Origin of the sequence: Polynucleobacter sp. MWH-S4W17, from assembly GCF_018687535.1 — a bacterium.
In the GTDB taxonomy this organism is placed as follows: Bacteria; Pseudomonadota; Gammaproteobacteria; order Burkholderiales; family Burkholderiaceae; genus Polynucleobacter.
This window is the reverse complement of sequence record NZ_CP061295.1, coordinates 1,439,234-1,456,061: the sequence shown is the minus strand read 5'-3', so window position 1 is coordinate 1,456,061 and position 16,828 is coordinate 1,439,234. Positions and strand designations below refer to the sequence as shown.

Sequence of the window (16,828 nt, the reverse complement as noted above, 5' to 3'; positions counted from 1 at the left end):
CTTAACTCAGAACAATATCGTATTGCTCTTGGCGGAAGCTACCTTCCGCTTGCAGGGTAATTGGCTTGCCAATGAAATCCCCTAACTGCGCCAAGAATTGATTCTCTTCCTCTAGGAATAAATCAATTACATCTGGCGCAGCCACAATTCGAAATTCTCGCGGATTAAACTGGCGATGCTCTCGCACAATTTCACGCAAAATCTCATAACAAATCGTTTGGGCGGTTTTAATCTCACCTTTGCCCAGGCAAGTGGCACAGGGCTCACAGGTGATGTGGGCCAATGACTCCCGTGTCCGCTTGCGGGTCATTTCCACTAAGCCCAATGCGGAAAAGTCGCTCACTGAGGTGCGCGCATGATCGCGCTCAAGATTGCGTTTGAGTTCATGCAATACTGATTCTTGATGGTCTTTGCCCAGCATGTCGATGAAATCAATAATGATGATTCCGCCTAGATTGCGCAAACGGAGTTGGCGTGCAATCGCTTGGGCCGCTTCTAGATTGGTTTTAAAGACGGTGTCATCGAGATTGCGTGCGCCGACGTAACTACCCGTGTTTACATCAATCGTAGTCATGGACTCAGTTTGATCAATCATGAGATAGCCGCCAGACTTGAGATCGACTCGGCGACCTAGTGCTTTATTAATCTCGGCATCAACATCAAATAAGTCAAACAGGGCGCGCTCGCCACGATGTAGGGTCAGTTTGCCCAGAAGGTTGGGCATATAAGCGTTTGTAAAAGCTTTGAGCTTCTCGAAATTCTCAGCCGAATCCACGCGGATCTGAGTCGTGTCTTCTCCGGCAACATCGCGTAATACCCGCTCAGCTAGGCTAAGGTCCTGATAGAGTAGGGTTGGTGCTGGATTGTGTTTCATGGCAGCATGAATGTTTTCCCAGGTGGTGCGTAGGTAAAGCATGTCATGCTGAAGTTCCGTATCGGATGCATCCTGAGCGCTGGTACGGACGATGATGCCGCCTTTTTCGTCTTCAGCCATTAGGCCTGCAAGACGTACCTTAATGGCATCACGCTCTTCAGGTTGATCAATCCGCTGAGAAACACCAATATATTTTTCAGTAGCAGTATCGCTACCTGCTGGAGGTAGATAAACTAAATTGCGTCCAGCAATACTCAACTGAGTTGTTAAGCGCGCGCCTTTAGTTCCTAAAGGATCTTTTAAGACTTGCACTAATAGCGTTTGACCTTCAAACAATAATTTTTCAATTTGTGCTTGAGGATTATTTTGTGTGATGTCAGCGACATGCATAAATGCTGTGCGCTCAAGACCAATTTCGATAAATGCCGATTGCATGCCTGGTAGTACACGAACCACTTTGGCTAAATAGATATTCCCCACAATACCGCGTTGGCGAGTGCGCTCAATCTGTAGCTCTTGAACTGCTCCTTGCTGAATTAAAGCAACGCGCGTTTCTTGCGGGGTGATATTAATTAGTATTTCTTCATTCATATGCTGCTAACTTGGGCACGATCTAGTAAAAGCTTCGTTTCATAAATAGGTAGACCCATGATACCGCTATAGCTACCCTGAATTGAGGGAATAAAAGATCCGCCCAAGCCCTGTATGCCATAGGCGCCAGCCTTACCAAAGGGTTCGGCGCTGGCGATGTAGGCGTCAATCTGCTCTATCAACAAATCAGCAAACTGAACTTTAGAAACCTGTACAAGCTGTATGGGTTTTTCATTGGGGTTGACGGTCACTGCTACTGAGCTAAGAACTTCATGCATTTTGCCGCTGAGCATAGTCAGAATTCGGGTGGCATCTGCTACGTCAACTGGCTTACCCAGAATTTCACCATTGGGATGATTGGGTAGGCTTACAGTGGTATCGGCGCAGAGTATCGGCGCCCAAGGTAAGCCGCTTTTTTCCCATCGACTGAGTGCTGCAGCACTTTTTGCCAAGGTAACGCGCTCTACGTAGGTGCGTGCTTTTTCTTGTGGGAGAGGTGTTTCGATGCTCTCATTATCTTCACCGGGACTTGGCAGTAGCATTTCAAAGCGAACACCCATTTGCCTCAAGATCTCTTGGCGGCGAGGACTTTGCGAAGCGAGATAAATAAAAGAGTGCAACGGATTACTCGCGATGATAGGGGTGGCCTTGCAGGATAGTCCATGCTCGATAAAGCTGCTCTACTAACATGACTCTAGCCATGGCATGAGGCAAGGTAAGACTGGAGAGTCGCCACATAGCTTGCGCACTTGCTTTTAAGCCAGCATCCAAGCCATCTGCACCACCAATTAAAAAGGTAATGTCAAAGCCTTCTTGGCGCCAGCTAGCCAGTTGAGTGGCAAGATTCTGAGTGGTTTGGTCTTTGCCTCGTTCATCCAAAGCAATCACTCTGGATCCCTTGGGAATGGCTGCTGCAATTTTGACGGCTTCTTTTGCGGGTGTGAGATCAGGTTTGATCTCTTTGATTTCAATGCTGCAATCCGCAGGCATTCGTTTGATGTAGTCATGGGTTGCCGTGGCAACCCAATCAGGCATCTTATGACCAACAGAAACGATGGTGAGCCGCATTGTCGCAAGTGACGACGAGACTACTCGTCGTCTTCGGATTCGCTGGCCTTAACAAGACCTTTATCACCAGCTAATTTCACGCGTACAGGTTTAGCACCCCACATGCCTTCAAGCTGATAGTAAGAGCGCAGCATCGGTTGCAAAATATGCACGACGATATCGCCACAATCAACCAATACCCATTCGCCGGTTTCTAAGCCTTCGATAGAAATGACTTCTCCACCTTTAGCATTCACCTCTTCTTTAACCGACATAGCTAAAGAGCGGGTTTGACGATTACTAGAACCAGTGGCAATAACCACTCGATCAAATAACTCGCTTAATTTAGTGGTGTCATACACGCGGATATCTTGTGCTTTAACATCTTCTAGGGCATCAATCACGACGCGTTGTAATTTACGTAAGTCCATATTTTCTCGACAATAATTTTTCTATTTAGGGTGATCTTAGCTTGATTACTGGTACAAGCCCAGATTTGTAATGATTTCTAGGGTGTGGGTTGGAATTTGCTCGGATGCAATAGAGCTCCGTGAGCTGGATTTGAGGCGTTCTCGTAATGCGGTTGAGGATAGATCAATATTCAAGCTTTCATCGATGTATATGAGGCCTGCAGCGCTATTTTCAAGGGCATCGGGGTCTGATGTTTGATGGGTCTCCAAAAATTGACCTACTTCAGAGCTTATTTCTAGCTTTAAATCATGGTGTGGCCTAGTCGCCACCGCAAAATTCACATACTGGCTCAGTTTTTCCCAGGAGTTCCAGCTAGGCAGAGCAACAAGAGAGTCTGCTCCCATCAGCCAAGTTAGGTTAGCGCTTGTTCCAAAGCGCTCACGTAGGGCTTTAACGGTATCAATCGCATAACTTGGCCCAGCGCGGTCAATCTCCATACGATCAATGCCTAATTGAGTGGGAATCTTGAGATATAAAAATGCGCGCGCTAAATCAATGCCCGCAGCTTCAGTCAACTTCAGGCGTATTTCTGCGGGAGTAATGCCGGTTCCCTTTTGCCATGGCTCACCACTCGGAATAAGCAGTAGTGCATCTAAGTGAAGTAGCTTTGCAAAATGTGTAGCTAATTTCAAATGACCCACATGCGGAGGATCAAATGTACCTCCAAGAATGCCAATTTTCTTTATAGCGCTCAAGCTAGCCAATCTCGTGGCTTGAGGTAATAGTCATACAACTTAGCCTCAGGACTGCCAGGCTTGGGTTGCCAGTTGTACCACCACTGAACTACTGGCGGCATCGACATTAAGATAGATTCGGTGCGGCCACCAGAGTGCAAACCAAAGATAGTCCCGCGATCAAAGATCAGGTTGTATTCCACATAGCGGCCGCGGCGATATTCTTGGAAAGACTTTTCATCAAGGGTGAAGCTATCTTGATAGCGGCGCTGTACGATTGGTAGGTAAGCGTTAATAAATGCATCACCCACTGCACGAGTCATAGCGAAGCTCTTTTCAAACCCAAGCTCATTAAAGTCATCAAAGAAAACGCCGCCAATACCACGCGGCTCTTCGCGATGTTTTAAGTAAAAGTATTCATCGCACCATTTTTTAAAACGAGGGTAGAGCTGCTCGCCAAAAGGGTCTAAGGCATCTTTAGCGGTTTGATGAAAGTGTTTGCAGTCTTCATCAACGCCGTAATAGGGCGTGAGGTCAAAGCCGCCTCCAAACCACCATACGGGCTCTTTATCAGGTGCTTGCGCAATAAAGCAACGGACGTTCATGTGCGTGGTGGGTACTTTAGGGTTATTCGGGTGGAATACCAAAGACACGCCCATCGCTTCAAAGCTGCGACCTGCGACTTCTGGGCGATGATGAGATGCCGATGGAGGCATTTGATCACCACGGACATGGGAGAAGCCCACACCCCCTTTTTCCAGAATATTGCCGCCATCCAAAATGCAGGTGCGACCATAGCCTTTGAGTTTGCTGTCTTCGGGCTTATGCCATTCATCTGCAACAAAGACCTTACCATCCAAAGCGCTCATGGCGCTTGTGATGCGATCTTGCAGACCTAAAAAATATTCTTTTAAGGTAGTGATATCGATGTGGGTCTGTTGATCTGACAAGGGCGTTCTAACTTGATGGATTTACTTAATTGCGCGGTAGCCGATATCTTTACGATATTGCATGCCGTCAAACTGTATATGGTTGATGGCTTCATATGCTTTTTGTTGGGCGCCACGTACGGTATCGGCAAGTCCAACAACGCACATCACCCGTCCACCGGAGGTCACTACTGTGCCATCTTGCAATTTTGTACCAGCATGGAATGTAATTTGATCTGCCGTGTCAGCCGGAATGCCGGTAATTACATCCCCAGCACGCGGGGTGTCGGGATAATTGTGGGCCGCAAGCACAACGCCTAGGGCAGTGCGGCGATCCCATTCCAGCTCAACTTCATTGAGCGTGCCGTCAACTGCATGATCTAGTGCATTGACAAGGTCGCTGCGCAGGCGAGCCATGATCGGTTGTGTTTCTGGGTCGCCCATGCGGCAGTTAAATTCTAAAGTCTTAATCTTGCCATCAGGCGTGATCATGAGGCCCGCATATAAGAAGCCTGTATACGGAATGCCATCTGCTTGCATGCCCTTCACTGTTGGCATGATCACTTCACGCAATGCACGTGCATGAATTTCTGGGGTAACAACTGGTGCGGGGGAGTAAGCACCCATGCCACCAGTATTCGGCCCTTGGTCAGCATCGAGTAAACGCTTGTGATCTTGGCTAGTGGCTAATGCAAGAACATTCTTGCCATCCACGAGAACAATGAAGCTAGCTTCTTCACCGGTTAGGAACTCTTCAATCACAACGCGGGCGCCTGCATTGCCTAATTTGTTATCAGCCAACATCATGTCAACTGCGGCATGAGCCTCTTCAAGGCTCATTGCAACTACAACACCTTTACCTGCCGCAAGGCCATCGGCCTTAATCACAATCGGCGCACCCTTAGCATCAATATAAGCATGCGCTTCAAGTGCACTAGAGAATGTTTGGTAATCGGCTGTTGGAATGCCATGACGCTTCATAAAGGCTTTAGAAAAGTCTTTAGAAGACTCCAATTGAGCTGCCAATTGAGTTGGGCCAAAAATACGCAAGCCATTATTGCGGAATACATCCACGATGCCAGCAGCAAGTGGCGCTTCTGGTCCAACAACGGTTAAGTGAATCTTCTCGCGCTTGGCAAAATCAGCCAGTTCCTGTAGTCCAGTGATCGGTAAGTTCTCAATGCCTGCAGCAGTTTGTTTAGCAGTAGCTGTACCGCCATTACCAGGAGCAACATAAACCGTTTGGACTTGTGGGGATTGAGCCAGTTTCCAGGCTAAAGCATGTTCGCGTCCGCCGGATCCAATTAGGAGAATTTTCATAACGATAGTTTGTCAGTATTAATGAAGTAAAAATGCAGTAAATTTTTTATATATGCAAAGTCAATTAAAGAGCAGCGTTCGTAAACACTTCTTGAACGTCATCCAAATTCTCAAGCGCATCTAACAATTTCTGCATGCTCTCAGCCTGATCACCTTCCAAAGTAATCTCGGTTTCAGGGCGCATTGCAACGGTTGCCAGCTCAGGCTTGAGGCCCGCTTTACTAATGGCATCTTGTACGTTTGAAAAATCAGGAACAGGAGACAACACTTCTAAAGAGCCGTCGTCATGAGTAATTACATCCTCGGCGCCAGCGTCTAAAGCTACTTCCATGAGTTGATCTTCGCTAGTGCCTGGAGCAAATAACATCTGCCCACAATGCTTGAATAAAAATGCAACAGAACCTTCGGTGCCCATATTGCCGCCATTCTTATTAAAAGCATGACGAACTTCAGCGACGGTGCGAGTGCGGTTATCGGTTAAGCAATCCACAATAATGGCGGCGCCATTCATGCCGTAACCCTCATAACGAATTTCTTCGTAGTTCACGCCTTCAAGAGATCCAGTGCCGCGTTGAATCGCTCTTTGCACGTTATCGTTCGGCATATTGGAGTCTTTGGCCTTATCAATAGCCAGACGTAAACGTGGGTTGGTAGCGATATCACCGCCACCTAATTTGGCGGCTACGGTAATTTCTTTAATGAGTTTGGTCCAAATCTTGCCGCGTTTTTCGTCCTGACGACCTTTGCGGTGCTGAATATTGGCCCATTTCGAATGGCCGGCCATACGGGTAAGTCCTTTTAATAATTTGGCTAGAAGACCTCATTTTAAGGGGTTCTAGACCCAAGGTAGGGGGTAACTAACCATTTTTTGTTACACTCTCATGTCTTAGCAGTAACAAAGTAGCAAAGTAAGCAGAATTTCCACTGCAAACACCTGCCTCGGTGATGGAATTGGTAGACGTGCCGGACTCAAAATCCGGTGCCGCAAGGCGTGGCGGTTCGAGTCCGCCCCGAGGCACCACTCAAAGACTCTTCAGTCCTTGAGCATTCCCAGATTATTTAAATTTCGTAAGTCTCGGATTCGTTATTCATCGCCTGCTCAACAATTTTCTTGGTGAGCGTTGGTGAGAAGAGTTCAATGAAGGTGTAAACAAATGAGCGCAAGTAAGCACCCTGTTTGACGCCAAGATGGGTGACATTGTTGCCAAATAGATGTCCTGCAGGAATCACTTTAAGATTGCGATCTCGATCCGGGTCATAAGCATGACCCGCAACAATACCAATGCCCATACCCGTTTCTACATAAGTCTTAATGACGTCGGCATCAATCGCTTCCAAAATAATATCGGGCGCAATGTTTCTTTGCGCAAAGGCTGCATCAACCTTGCTGCGACCAGCAAATGCTTTGTCATAGGTGATGATTGGGTACTTAGCAATCTCTTCTAGAGTAAGTGTTGCCTGGTTGAGAAGGGGGTGGCTTAGCGGCACCATGAGTACGTGCTGCCATTGATAGCCGGGTAAAGCCAGTACACCCGGAGTATTCGCAATCCCTTCAGTAGCGATGGCAATATCCGCACGATCATGTGTGAGTAGCTCTGCAATTTGACCTGGGTTACCTTGCTGAATACTCACCTTTACCTTTGGAAAGCGTTTAGTAAATTCAGTCAGCACTTTAGGAAGTGCGTAGCGCGCTTGTGTATGGGTAGTGGCAATAACGAGGCTGCCTTGATCTTGACTAGCAAAATCCTTACCCACTCTCTTCAGTGTTTCCACTTCATCAAGGATGCGTTCAACCGAGCTCAAAATGCGTTTACCTGGTTCCGTCAAGGAGCGAATCCGCTTGCCATGGCGACGAAAGATCTCCACGCCTAACTCATCCTCCAATTCGATAATTGCTTTAGAAACCCCTGGTTGAGAGGTGAATAAGGCTTTAGCAGCAGTGGTTAAGTTGAAGTTTTGCCTAACGGCTTCACGCACAAAGCGAAATTGGTGGAGATTCATGAGGATTCCTGTCTATATATCAGCAATGATATAGGAATCAAATTCTAAATGATTTATGAGTATTAAGCCTTGGAAACCCAGCGCAACCCGAATAGCGCCAAAAGGAAGTAGAGCAAAGGCGGGGTAAGTGCTGTTAGAAGCGCTGGCCAAGAGCCCAAAAGCCCTACGTTAGAGAAGAGGGAATTAAATAGCTGGAAACTCATGCCCAGCATGATTCCGCCAAACACCTTAATACCCACGCTACCTGCTCGAACCTTAAGATATGCAAAGGGAAGTGCTAGCGCGAGCATCACAAAAATAGTGAAGGGATAAACCACTTTCTTCCAGAAGGCGATGGAATGTCTCTGCGCATCTTGTTTGTTTTCACGAAGGTGGGAGATAAAGCGACCCAAGCTCATGATCGACATTTTTTCAGGACTAATTAAAAGAACATTCAAAATTTGGGGCGTGACCTCCGATTCCAAAGTGAGAATCGGGTGCGTAAAAGTTTGCGCAGAAAAAACGGGGTTCAGTGGGTCGGACTGCTTTGATTCTTTAAAGCGAGTTTCGGTGACATCATTTAGAACCCAAATGCCAGTCTCATCAAACTGTCCGGAGGCTGCGCTACGGATTGAGAGAAGATGATAGGTATCATCAAACTCATACATACGGATGTTTTGAATCTCATTATCTTTGTCAACTTTGCCCACGTTGACATAGCGCACTCCTGGGCGCACGGGTCCGCTGCCATCCTCATCGCGTAGCCGATCTTTTACCCAAACACCCGTTTTAAATTGTGACGTATAGGCTGAGCCCATAGCCTTCATGCGAATCTGGTCAGACTTTGCTTCGGAATAAGGGCCAACCCATTCACTCATGATGAGTGTGAGCGCTATTAATGGAAGTGAAATTTTTGTGAGAGTAATGAGCCCACGTTTAACGTCTAATCCAGCGATACGCAAAATGGTGAACTCAGACTGGCTAGCCAGCATTGCAAATACATAGATACTGCCAATCAAGCCTGCAATGGGGATGATTTCTGAAATGCGGCTTGGGGCTTTCAGAAGTACATGAAGTAGCGCTAGAGGAAGCGTGTAGCCCCCCTGCACGGACCCTAACTCGCTCAAGATATCGAAGAACAAAAACAAAGCTACCAAGGCGAACAAGATAAAGCCAAAAGCAGCATAAATCTGCTTGGCTAAATAGCGCTCGTAAATAAAAGGAAAGAGCAATTTCATTTGGTAGCCATTGAAGCGGGCAATTGACGGCGCCACCACTTTAGAGAAGGATTCATACGATTGCGAATTAAGGCTATCGCAATTAATAGGGCGAGCAAATGAATAGGCCAAATTGCAACAAATACACTGACCTTGCCTTGTGAGACAAAATTTTGCGTCAGGTTCAGTAAGTTGCTATAGATTAAATAAATTAAGACCGCATAAAACATCGCAGTGTAATTGCCCAGGCGAGGGTTTACATAAGCAAGCGGAATTGCAATCAGCACCAAACCTAATGCCATTAATGGCAAGCCAATGCGCCACAGTAACTCAGCGCGATTAGGGCTGATAGAGACTGGATTAGGGTCATTTAAAAGCTCAGTGATCGTCTTCTCGCGATCACGTGGCGGGGGTGCCAATGATTCTTTGCTCCGTATCTTGGTGCTGTATTCGTTAAATTCTAGAATTCTGAAATCGGGCTGAGTGGGTTGCCCCTCATAGCGTCTACCGCTATGAAGCACAACGGATTTCTCACCACCTGCAGAGTTTTGAATAAATCCAGTTTGGGAAACTGCAATGCTCAGCCGACCATTCTTGGAATCAGCTACGAAGATATTCTTGACTTCGCTTTTATCAACATCGAGCTCTTCAATAAAAAATACACGCTCTGCTTTTGCGGACTCTTTGAATTGTCCGGCGCTCACCATGGATACGTCATCACGTTGTTGAAAGCGTTGACTAATTAAAGTGGATTCTCGGTTGGCCCAGGGCCACACAAAAAGAGCCAGGAGCGCGATCACAATAATGAGCGGCGTGGCAAATTGCATGATAGGGCGAATAAGATTGGTAACGCTTAGACCACTAGCAAACCACACAATCATTTCAGAATCTTTGTACCAGCGCACCAGAACAATTAATGTTGCGACAAATAGTGAGACTGTTAAAAGAACCGCAAGATAACCCAGGGTAGCTAAGGCAATTAACACTAGAGCGTCTTTTGGATTGACCGCCCCGTTAGCAGCATAACCCAAAATTCGGATCACCAAGGTGGTCACCATAATGGTGACTAAGACCAAAAAGACCCCGCCAGTCGTAAAACTGAGTTCGCGGCGAAGGGCCTGGTTAAAAATCATGAGAATTTATAGGTCTGGATATGAAGGGTTATTGGGCTTGTAAATGGCTTATATTGCTGCAGGTAAGGGAAGTTATTCTCATGTCGGAGGATAATGGATAAACGTCCCAAATTAGCAGATTACCCCCTTTTGAATCGACCAAAACACTGTAATAGATTATGACAATTCAATTCAGCACCAAGATTTTCCCTCAAGCAGACCTTCAGAGTCTAAAACTCCAGAAATCTAGCCTCAAATCCTTGCTTAGCTACAATACCGACTGCTTGGTTTTGGCGTATTCCAAGGCGGATTTTGATGGTTTCTCAGGCGCCAAAGACGCAAAGGCAAAAGTAGGATTTTTGCCAGGGCTAGACCTTTTGCTCGGAGGCTCAGTCAATCATGCCAATCTGGTTGGGGATTTAGATTCCACGCAAGCTTCCGTATGCATGCTACGCGCAGAAAAATCTTGGTCCACCAATGGGGTTAAGGCAAAACGAGTATTACTCGTGGCTTTGGGCGATGTGCATCTTGCTAGCGAACGGAGTTTGACTACTTATTCCAAAGTTGCTCGCGCAGCTTTGAAGGTTTTAAGTGGCGGATCAGTTGAAAGTGCGCTTTGGTTTACACCAAGCTTTGCGCTTGCACACAAAGCTGACTTCATTGCCGAAGAGGTTCGCCTAACTGTTCAATACGCTGGCGACCAAGCTTATCGTTTTGGCGTGCGTCAACCAGCAATGAAATTCAAAGTAAAAGATAAAGCAGACACATTTAAGCATCTCGTCTTTGCAGGTAACGATGCGTGTGCTAAAGAGCTGAAGCCTGCAGTAGAGCAAGGCGTCGCGATGGTAGAGGGGATGAACCTGGCGAAGGATTTGGGTAATCTTCCTCCAAACATCTGTACACCAACTTACCTCGGTAAGGCTGCGCAGGGCTTAAGTAAAAAGACCGCTCTAAAAGTGGATGTACTTGGGCTCAAACAAATTGAGGCCTTGGGAATGGGTTCATTCTTATCTGTGGCTAAGGGCTCTGATACCCCGCCACAATTTATTGTGATGAAGCATCAAGGCGGTAAAGCAGGAGAGGCCCCGATTGTTCTTGTTGGCAAAGGAATCACTTTTGATACTGGCGGAATTTCATTAAAGCCAGGCGAAGCTATGGATGAAATGAAGTACGACATGTGTGGCGCAGCTTCAGTGATCGGTACGATGTACTCCGTTGCTTTGATGAAATTAAAGAAGAATGTGATTGGCGTCATTCCTACTTGTGAAAATATGCCATCAGGCCAAGCAACTCGTCCTGGCGATATTGTGAAGAGTATGTCTGGGCAGACTATTGAGGTCCTCAACACCGATGCAGAAGGCCGCTTAATTCTTTGTGATGCGCTGACTTATGTAGAGCGCTTTAAGCCGGCGGCAGTGATCGACGTTGCCACCTTAACTGGCGCTTGCGTGATTGCATTGGGTCATGTACATAGCGGATTGTTTTCTGAAGACGAGAACTTGGTAAGTGAATTGACTAAAGCAGGCCATGCTTCTTTGGATACGGTTTGGCGTTTGCCCTTGGATGCTGCTTACCATGAACAGCTCAAATCCAATTTTGCAGATGTGGCTAATATTGGTGGTCGTCCCGCTGGTAGCGTGACAGCGGCATGCTTCTTGTCTCGCTTCACCGAGAAATATAAATGGGCTCATTTGGATATCGCTGGCACCGCATGGAAAAGCGGTGCCGCCAAAGGCTCTACCGGTCGTCCTGTGCCGCTCTTGGTGAATTTCTTGCTCGAGCACAAGTAAGCACCTTAGATCTCGGATAAATATTGAATGGCTCGAATTGATTTTCATAGCAATGTGAGTGATAAGTTGGAATACGCTTGTCGCCTTACGCGTAAGATTTGGAGTGCTACGCCTGAAGGTGAGCCAGTCCGCAATATTGTGATGGTGGGTGAGAAAGCAGATCTGAAAAAGTTGAACGACCTTCTTTGGGCGTTTAGCAGTACCGATTTCTTGCCGCACTGTTTTATTGAGGATGAGGCCGCAGTAGAAACGCCCATTGTCTTAACTGATGACTTTGCATCTTCATCCCTGAATAACATTCCTCATGCTGATGTCATGATTCATTTAGGAATGCGTATGCCTGCTGATGTACCGGCCTTGGTTGCGCGCTTTCCCAGAATTGTTGAGGTGGTCACGGTGAATGAAGCAGAGCGTTTGGCAGGGCGCGAGCGCTTTAAAGCCTACCGAGAGTTAGGCCATGAGTTACATAACTTTGACCAATCCAAAAGCTAAGAACTATGTTGATTCATCCACAGTTTGACCCTGCAGCAATTCGTATTGGATCTTTTGCAATTCATTGGTATGGCTTGATGTATCTGATGGCCTTTGTTCAATTTTTGCTTTTGGGTCGCTTACGCATTAAATCACCTCGTTATCAAGCCCTGGGTTGGACCTATAAAGATCTTGAGGATCTTCTGTTTGCCGGCGTTCTTGGCGTAGTGTTAGGTGGTCGTTTGGGCTACACCTTGTTTTATATGCCAGGCTTCTATCTAACTCACCCTTTGAGTATTTTTAAAATATGGGAAGGTGGCATGTCTTTTCATGGTGGTTTATTAGGGGTGCTAGTTGCACTTTTCTGGTTTGCTAAAAAGCATAAGACCACTTTTTTTGTGGTGAGTGATTTGGTCGCTCCACTAGTTCCCTTTGGCTTGGCTTTTGGTCGTCTGGGTAACTTTATTAATGGCGAGTTATGGGGTAGACCTACCGATCTTCCATGGGCAATGATTTTTCCTTTAGTGGATTCTGTGCCACGCCATCCATCACAGATTTATCAACTGCTTGGTGAGGGTGTGCTCCTGGGTATTGCGCTTTGGATTTATGCGGGTAAGCCAAGACGTGTTGGCCAGATATCTGGATTTTTCATGTTGGGTTACGGTATTTGCCGCTTCTTGGCTGAGTATGCGCGTGAGCCCGATTCCTTCTTGGGCCTTCTAGGCTTAGGTTTATCGATGGGTCAGTGGTTGTGTGTGCCAATGATGTTCTTTGGTCTCTATCTCATGGCTGCATTTAAATCAAAGAGTCAATAATTAGCTCATGCTGAATGAAGAGCTAACACTTCGAAAATTAGAGGTGCTGTGCTCGTTTATTCGGACCGGTAGTCTTTCAAAAACAGCAGAAGAGTTGCATTTAAGTTCAGTCAGTATTCATAAGGCGCTGCATTCTCTGGAGTCCGGAATAGGGTGCGCTCTATTTGTAAAAGATGGACGTCAGTTAAAGGCCTTGCCAGCAGCTATTTATTTGGCTGAAGCAAGTGCCGATTTATTGGCTGACGTAGACCGTGTATTAAAAAAGACGAGAGCCAAAGCCGGTGTCGAGAGTGGGCAAATTCGTCTGGGGTCAATGTACTCTTTGACGGCCAATATTATTCCTAGAGTTATCATGGGTACCAAAATTCGTAGACCCGACTTAGATATTGATTTATATCTAGGATCTAACGAGGATTTGATGAAAAGGCTCAGCGAGGGAAATGTAGATGCAGTAGTCATGGCAGTTCCCACAAGAGATCTTCCGGAGGGTGTCCAGGTAGTCCCCCTTTTTGAGGACCAGTTGTTTTTGGCTTCCTCAAAAAACAATAAGCCAACCGAAGCTAATATTGATTTATCTGAGTACCAAAATGAGAAATTTTTAACCCTTCAAGATGGTTTTGCCACCACCTCAGGGTTTTATGAGGCTTTCCAGTTGGCTGGATTTGCCCCCAATGTAGTCATGAAGGTGGGCGATATCTTTTCTCTCATGAATATGGTCTCAGGGGACCTGGGAAGATCTTTGTTGCCCGGCAGGGTGAAGGCATTAATGGGTGATGCGATTGAATTTACCCCATTATTGCCAAAATATCAGGTGACGCAGCATATCGGCCTAATGTACCTCCAGGCTAATGAATCAAACCCCAACATCCTTGCTCTAGCGGCTGAAACCCGCATGTTGCATCGCAATAATCCCTAAACCCGTCTAAACACTTTTTCTAATTCATTAACTTAAAGTTAATGAATATACACTTTCATTAATTGATTCAGGTATGGCTCAGCTATACATTAGTAATCAACCCGCTACCCTTTGGGTTGAATTCTTTGAGAGATACACATGCTTGAAAAGCTAGCAAAAGCCCGTTACTTTTCCCGCGTTACAGGCGCGGTCAATCGACTCATTTCTGAGCGCGGTGAATCGAATGCTGTCAGCATGGCCGATGATGTCATCCATAACTATCGCAAGCTCTCCAAAGATCAGCATTCTAAATTTTTCAATTTTCTATTTGAAAAGCTAAATCCCGATGCCGCTGCGGTCATGGCTGCCGCGCAAAATTTTTCAGCAGAGGCGAGTGCTCGCAATTACATTAAATTACAGCGTGTGACTGAGCCACCGAGGCAAGAATTGTTTCGTCGACTTAACCGTGCAACCAATGGAACTGCTGCGCTCGTAGGTATGCGTCGTGACCTGTTGCAATTACTTGAAAAGCAGCCAGAGTTAACAGCAGTTGATTTTGACTTACGTCACCTCTTATCTTCTTGGTTTAACCCAGGATTTTTAAAGATGCATCGGGTGGATTGGAAGTCGCCCGCCGAAGTTCTTGAAAAGCTCATTCAGCATGAGGCTGTACACGCAATTGATGGTTGGGATGACCTGCGCCGCCGCTTGCAGCCTGATCGCAGATGTTTTGCGTTCTTTCATCCGCAGCTTCCAAATGAACCTTTGATTTTCGTTGAAGTAGCGCTATTGCCAGAAATCCCCGCTGTGATTACGCCTTTGGTAGATAAAAAGGCAGAGACCGTTCATCAAACTTCACAATACAAAGTGGCTGCTTTTTATTCCATTAGTAACTGCGAGCCAGGCTTGCGTGGTGTTTCAATGGGTAACTTCTTGATTAAGCGGGTTGCAGAGCAATTGCATGCAGAGTTCCCAAGTCTTAAAACATTTGTAACCCTTTCACCAATCCCGGGTTTCATTGACTGGGTCTCTGCTGGCGCAGATGTTGGCGGTGAAAAGACTGGCACCCAACTTAAGCCGGCAGTTCGCACAGCTCGTGAGCAATCCTTGGAAGTTCTTGGGCTTTCTAATCGCTCTTGGTCTGAGCGTTTAAGTACTGGTTGGCATCCAGACAATGCTACTGAAAAAGAAAAAGCCGCTTTACTGTGCCTCGCAAGTATTTACTTGGGTTTAGGTTCTGCTGGCCGTAACGGTAACCCGGTTGCCAAATTTCACTTGGGCAACGGCGCCAAGCTTCATCAAATTAACTGGGCTGGAGACCTCTCTCGCAAGGGTTTGCGACAGTCCGCGGCACTTATGGTTAATTATTTATATGATCTTTCGGCTGTTGAGGAGAATCATGAGCGATTTACCCGGGGTGAAATTGATTATTCCCGTGCGGTTGGTCGTTTAATGCAGTCCTAAGCAAGAAATTTAGTAGAGGAGGCTCTAAAGCAGAATTCACAGAGTATTCGCTTTAGAATGGAACATGAAGAAGCCAGCGGCTACAAAACTGGCAGTACCCACAGTTGTAAGTAGAAAAATAATAGTCATTTAGGAGATGAGCATGACAGATTCAAAAGAAATTTCTCAATTGCGTCGCACATTGTTGCTGGGTGCGGCTGGAGCATCCGTTGCTGGTTACGATCTGAGCGCGTTTGCTCAATCAGGCGCTAAAAGTTTAAAGATTTCTCACCAATTTCCAAGTGGCACAGACTTCCGTGATCGTTTATGCAAGAAGTTCGGTGAAGAGGTCACTAAAAAAACAAACGGCGAATTGAAGTTTGACGTTTATCCGCAATCCTCATTAATGAAAACAAATGCTCAATTTAGCGCTCTCCGCAAAGGCGCTCTTGACTTTAGTTTCTACCCAATGCCTTATGCGGGTGGAGAGGTTGTTGAGGCTAACATTGGTCTAATGCCAGCGCTAGTTACTAGTTATGAACAGGGCGCTAAATGGAAAAATGCTGAAGTTGGTAAGATCTTGAATAAGGTCATGGAGTCCAAGGGTATTGTGATTGTTAGTTGGGTGTGGCAGGCTGGTGGCGTTGCTACACGTTCTGGTCCTATCGTGGTTCCGGACGACGTTAAGGGCGTTAAGGTGAGGGGTGGCAGTCGTGAATTTGATGCCATGCTTAAGGCAGCCGGTGCATCCGTAATGACCTCGATTCCTTCGAATGAGATTTATCAGGCCGTGCAAACCGGCTCACTAGAGGCAGCCTACACATCATCAGCAAGCTTAATGTCATTCAAGCTTGCGGAGTTAACTAAAAACTTTACCTCCGCCAAAAATAAATCCTATTGGTATATGTTAGAGCCACTCATGATGTCAAAAACGGTGTTTGATTCTTTAACACCAAAACAACGCGACGTCATTATGGCGGTCGGGGTGGATATGGAAAAATTTGGTACCGAACAGGCCAAGTTGGATGATATTGATGCATCCATTGCATTTGCTAAAGCCGGCAACAAGGTTTTTGAAATGGATACGTCGGTAGTTGATAAATGGAAGGCAGTGGCTAAGAATTCTGCTTGGAAAGAATTCTCGGAGCGTAATGAAACTTGTGCTGCAATGATGCGCTCGGCAGAAAAGCTTTCATAAA

Annotated in this window: 16 protein-coding genes, 1 tRNA gene and 1 pseudogene; 7 read left to right on the top strand and 11 right to left on the bottom strand. The window is 46.3% G+C overall.

Annotated features, from left to right (window positions below; genetic code table 11):
* Position 1: 1 nt before the first annotated feature.
* The 8 genes and pseudogenes from rng to C2755_RS07160 form a co-directional block, all read right to left on the bottom strand.
* On the bottom strand, positions 2–1,465 hold the full coding sequence (gene rng, locus C2755_RS07195) for a ribonuclease G (protein ID WP_215320441.1): 1,464 nt from the start codon (positions 1,463–1,465) through the stop codon (positions 2–4).
* Positions 1,462–2,085: a nucleoside triphosphate pyrophosphatase gene (locus C2755_RS07190; protein ID WP_215320439.1), complete on the bottom strand. Its 624-nt coding sequence runs from the start codon at positions 2,083–2,085 to the stop codon at positions 1,462–1,464. The genes rng and C2755_RS07190 overlap by 4 nt, the downstream gene beginning before the upstream one ends.
* Before the next feature lie 4 nt (positions 2,086–2,089).
* Positions 2,090–2,533, bottom strand: coding sequence for a 23S rRNA (pseudouridine(1915)-N(3))-methyltransferase RlmH (rlmH, locus tag C2755_RS07185; protein WP_215320437.1), 444 nt, complete (start codon positions 2,531–2,533; stop codon positions 2,090–2,092).
* A 23-nt stretch (positions 2,534–2,556) separates the two neighbouring features.
* A pseudogene (gene rsfS / locus C2755_RS07180) lies at positions 2,557–2,943 on the bottom strand (ribosome silencing factor); the annotation flags it as partial.
* 45 nt (positions 2,944–2,988) lie between these two features.
* Entirely contained in the window at positions 2,989–3,678 is a 690-nt protein-coding gene (gene nadD, locus C2755_RS07175; RefSeq protein ID WP_215320435.1) for a nicotinate (nicotinamide) nucleotide adenylyltransferase, read from the bottom strand.
* On the bottom strand, positions 3,675–4,586 hold the full coding sequence (gene hemF, locus C2755_RS07170; RefSeq protein ID WP_215322334.1) for an oxygen-dependent coproporphyrinogen oxidase: 912 nt from the start codon (positions 4,584–4,586) through the stop codon (positions 3,675–3,677). The genes nadD and hemF overlap by 4 nt, the downstream gene beginning before the upstream one ends.
* Before the next feature lie 42 nt (positions 4,587–4,628).
* Entirely contained in the window at positions 4,629–5,906 is a 1,278-nt protein-coding gene (gene purD / locus C2755_RS07165; RefSeq protein ID WP_215320433.1) for a phosphoribosylamine--glycine ligase, read from the bottom strand.
* 64 nt (positions 5,907–5,970) lie between these two features.
* Complete coding sequence (locus C2755_RS07160; protein WP_215320431.1) at positions 5,971–6,690, bottom strand: YebC/PmpR family DNA-binding transcriptional regulator; 720 nt, start codon at positions 6,688–6,690, stop codon at positions 5,971–5,973.
* A gap of 152 nt (positions 6,691–6,842) precedes the next feature.
* Between C2755_RS07160 and C2755_RS07155 the strand changes: the two genes are divergently transcribed.
* Positions 6,843–6,927: transfer RNA gene (locus tag C2755_RS07155), tRNA-Leu, on the top strand.
* A 38-nt stretch (positions 6,928–6,965) separates the two neighbouring features.
* On the opposite strand, the gene C2755_RS07150 is transcribed toward C2755_RS07155, so the two are convergent.
* The 3 genes from C2755_RS07150 to lptF all read right to left on the bottom strand — a co-directional run bounded on the left by C2755_RS07150 (position 6,966) and on the right by lptF (position 10,236).
* Complete coding sequence (locus tag C2755_RS07150) at positions 6,966–7,907, bottom strand: CysB family HTH-type transcriptional regulator (RefSeq protein WP_215320429.1); 942 nt, start codon at positions 7,905–7,907, stop codon at positions 6,966–6,968.
* Between the two features lie 62 nt (positions 7,908–7,969).
* Positions 7,970–9,124 (bottom strand): LPS export ABC transporter permease LptG, encoded by a 1,155-nt coding sequence (lptG, locus tag C2755_RS07145; RefSeq protein WP_215320427.1) that lies wholly within the window; start codon positions 9,122–9,124, stop codon positions 7,970–7,972.
* Positions 9,121–10,236, bottom strand: a complete 1,116-nt coding sequence (gene lptF, locus C2755_RS07140; RefSeq protein ID WP_215320425.1) for an LPS export ABC transporter permease LptF — start codon at positions 10,234–10,236, stop codon at positions 9,121–9,123. The genes lptG and lptF overlap by 4 nt, the downstream gene beginning before the upstream one ends.
* 164 nt (positions 10,237–10,400) lie before the next feature.
* Here lptF and C2755_RS07135 point away from each other — a divergent pair, with 164 nt between their 5' ends.
* The 6 genes from C2755_RS07135 (at position 10,401) to dctP (ending at position 16,827) form a co-directional block, all read left to right on the top strand.
* Positions 10,401–12,005: a leucyl aminopeptidase gene (locus C2755_RS07135; RefSeq protein WP_371816849.1), complete on the top strand. Its 1,605-nt coding sequence runs from the start codon at positions 10,401–10,403 to the stop codon at positions 12,003–12,005.
* A gap of 27 nt (positions 12,006–12,032) precedes the next feature.
* A complete protein-coding gene (locus C2755_RS07130; protein WP_215320420.1) occupies positions 12,033–12,497 on the top strand; it encodes a DNA polymerase III subunit chi in 465 nt (154 codons plus the stop codon).
* Between the two features lie 5 nt (positions 12,498–12,502).
* Positions 12,503–13,291, top strand: a complete 789-nt coding sequence (gene lgt, locus C2755_RS07125; RefSeq protein WP_215320418.1) for a prolipoprotein diacylglyceryl transferase — start codon at positions 12,503–12,505, stop codon at positions 13,289–13,291.
* A gap of 7 nt (positions 13,292–13,298) precedes the next feature.
* Positions 13,299–14,207 carry a LysR substrate-binding domain-containing protein gene (locus C2755_RS07120; RefSeq protein ID WP_215320416.1) on the top strand — a complete coding sequence of 303 codons (909 nt, stop codon included), beginning with the start codon at positions 13,299–13,301 and terminating at the stop codon, positions 14,205–14,207.
* 138 nt (positions 14,208–14,345) lie between these two features.
* Positions 14,346–15,650, top strand: coding sequence for a malonyl-CoA decarboxylase domain-containing protein (locus C2755_RS07115; RefSeq protein ID WP_215320414.1), 1,305 nt, complete (start codon positions 14,346–14,348; stop codon positions 15,648–15,650).
* Between the two features lie 142 nt (positions 15,651–15,792).
* Positions 15,793–16,827, top strand: a complete 1,035-nt coding sequence (gene dctP / locus C2755_RS07110) for a TRAP transporter substrate-binding protein DctP (RefSeq protein WP_215320412.1) — start codon at positions 15,793–15,795, stop codon at positions 16,825–16,827.
* Position 16,828 lies beyond the last annotated feature (1 nt).

Bases quoted from the DNA above. Each gene is read 5' to 3' on its own strand.
- rng (WP_215320441.1), bottom strand. From the start codon at position 1,465: ATGAATGAAGAAATACTAATTAATATCACCCCGCAAGAAACGCGCGTT.
- rlmH (WP_215320437.1), bottom strand. From the start codon at position 2,533: ATGCGGCTCACCATCGTTTCTGTTGGTCATAAGATGCCTGATTGGGTT.
- purD (WP_215320433.1), bottom strand. From the start codon at position 5,906: ATGAAAATTCTCCTAATTGGATCCGGCGGACGCGAACATGCTTTAGCC.
- C2755_RS07160 (WP_215320431.1), bottom strand. From the start codon at position 6,690: ATGGCCGGCCATTCGAAATGGGCCAATATTCAGCACCGCAAAGGTCGT.
- C2755_RS07150 (WP_215320429.1), bottom strand. From the start codon at position 7,907: ATGAATCTCCACCAATTTCGCTTTGTGCGTGAAGCCGTTAGGCAAAAC.
- lptG (WP_215320427.1), bottom strand. From the start codon at position 9,124: ATGAAATTGCTCTTTCCTTTTATTTACGAGCGCTATTTAGCCAAGCAG.
- lptF (WP_215320425.1), bottom strand. From the start codon at position 10,236: ATGATTTTTAACCAGGCCCTTCGCCGCGAACTCAGTTTTACGACTGGC.
- C2755_RS07130 (WP_215320420.1), top strand. From the start codon at position 12,033: ATGGCTCGAATTGATTTTCATAGCAATGTGAGTGATAAGTTGGAATAC.
- lgt (WP_215320418.1), top strand. From the start codon at position 12,503: ATGTTGATTCATCCACAGTTTGACCCTGCAGCAATTCGTATTGGATCT.
- C2755_RS07120 (WP_215320416.1), top strand. From the start codon at position 13,299: ATGCTGAATGAAGAGCTAACACTTCGAAAATTAGAGGTGCTGTGCTCG.
- C2755_RS07115 (WP_215320414.1), top strand. From the start codon at position 14,346: ATGCTTGAAAAGCTAGCAAAAGCCCGTTACTTTTCCCGCGTTACAGGC.
- dctP (WP_215320412.1), top strand. From the start codon at position 15,793: ATGACAGATTCAAAAGAAATTTCTCAATTGCGTCGCACATTGTTGCTG.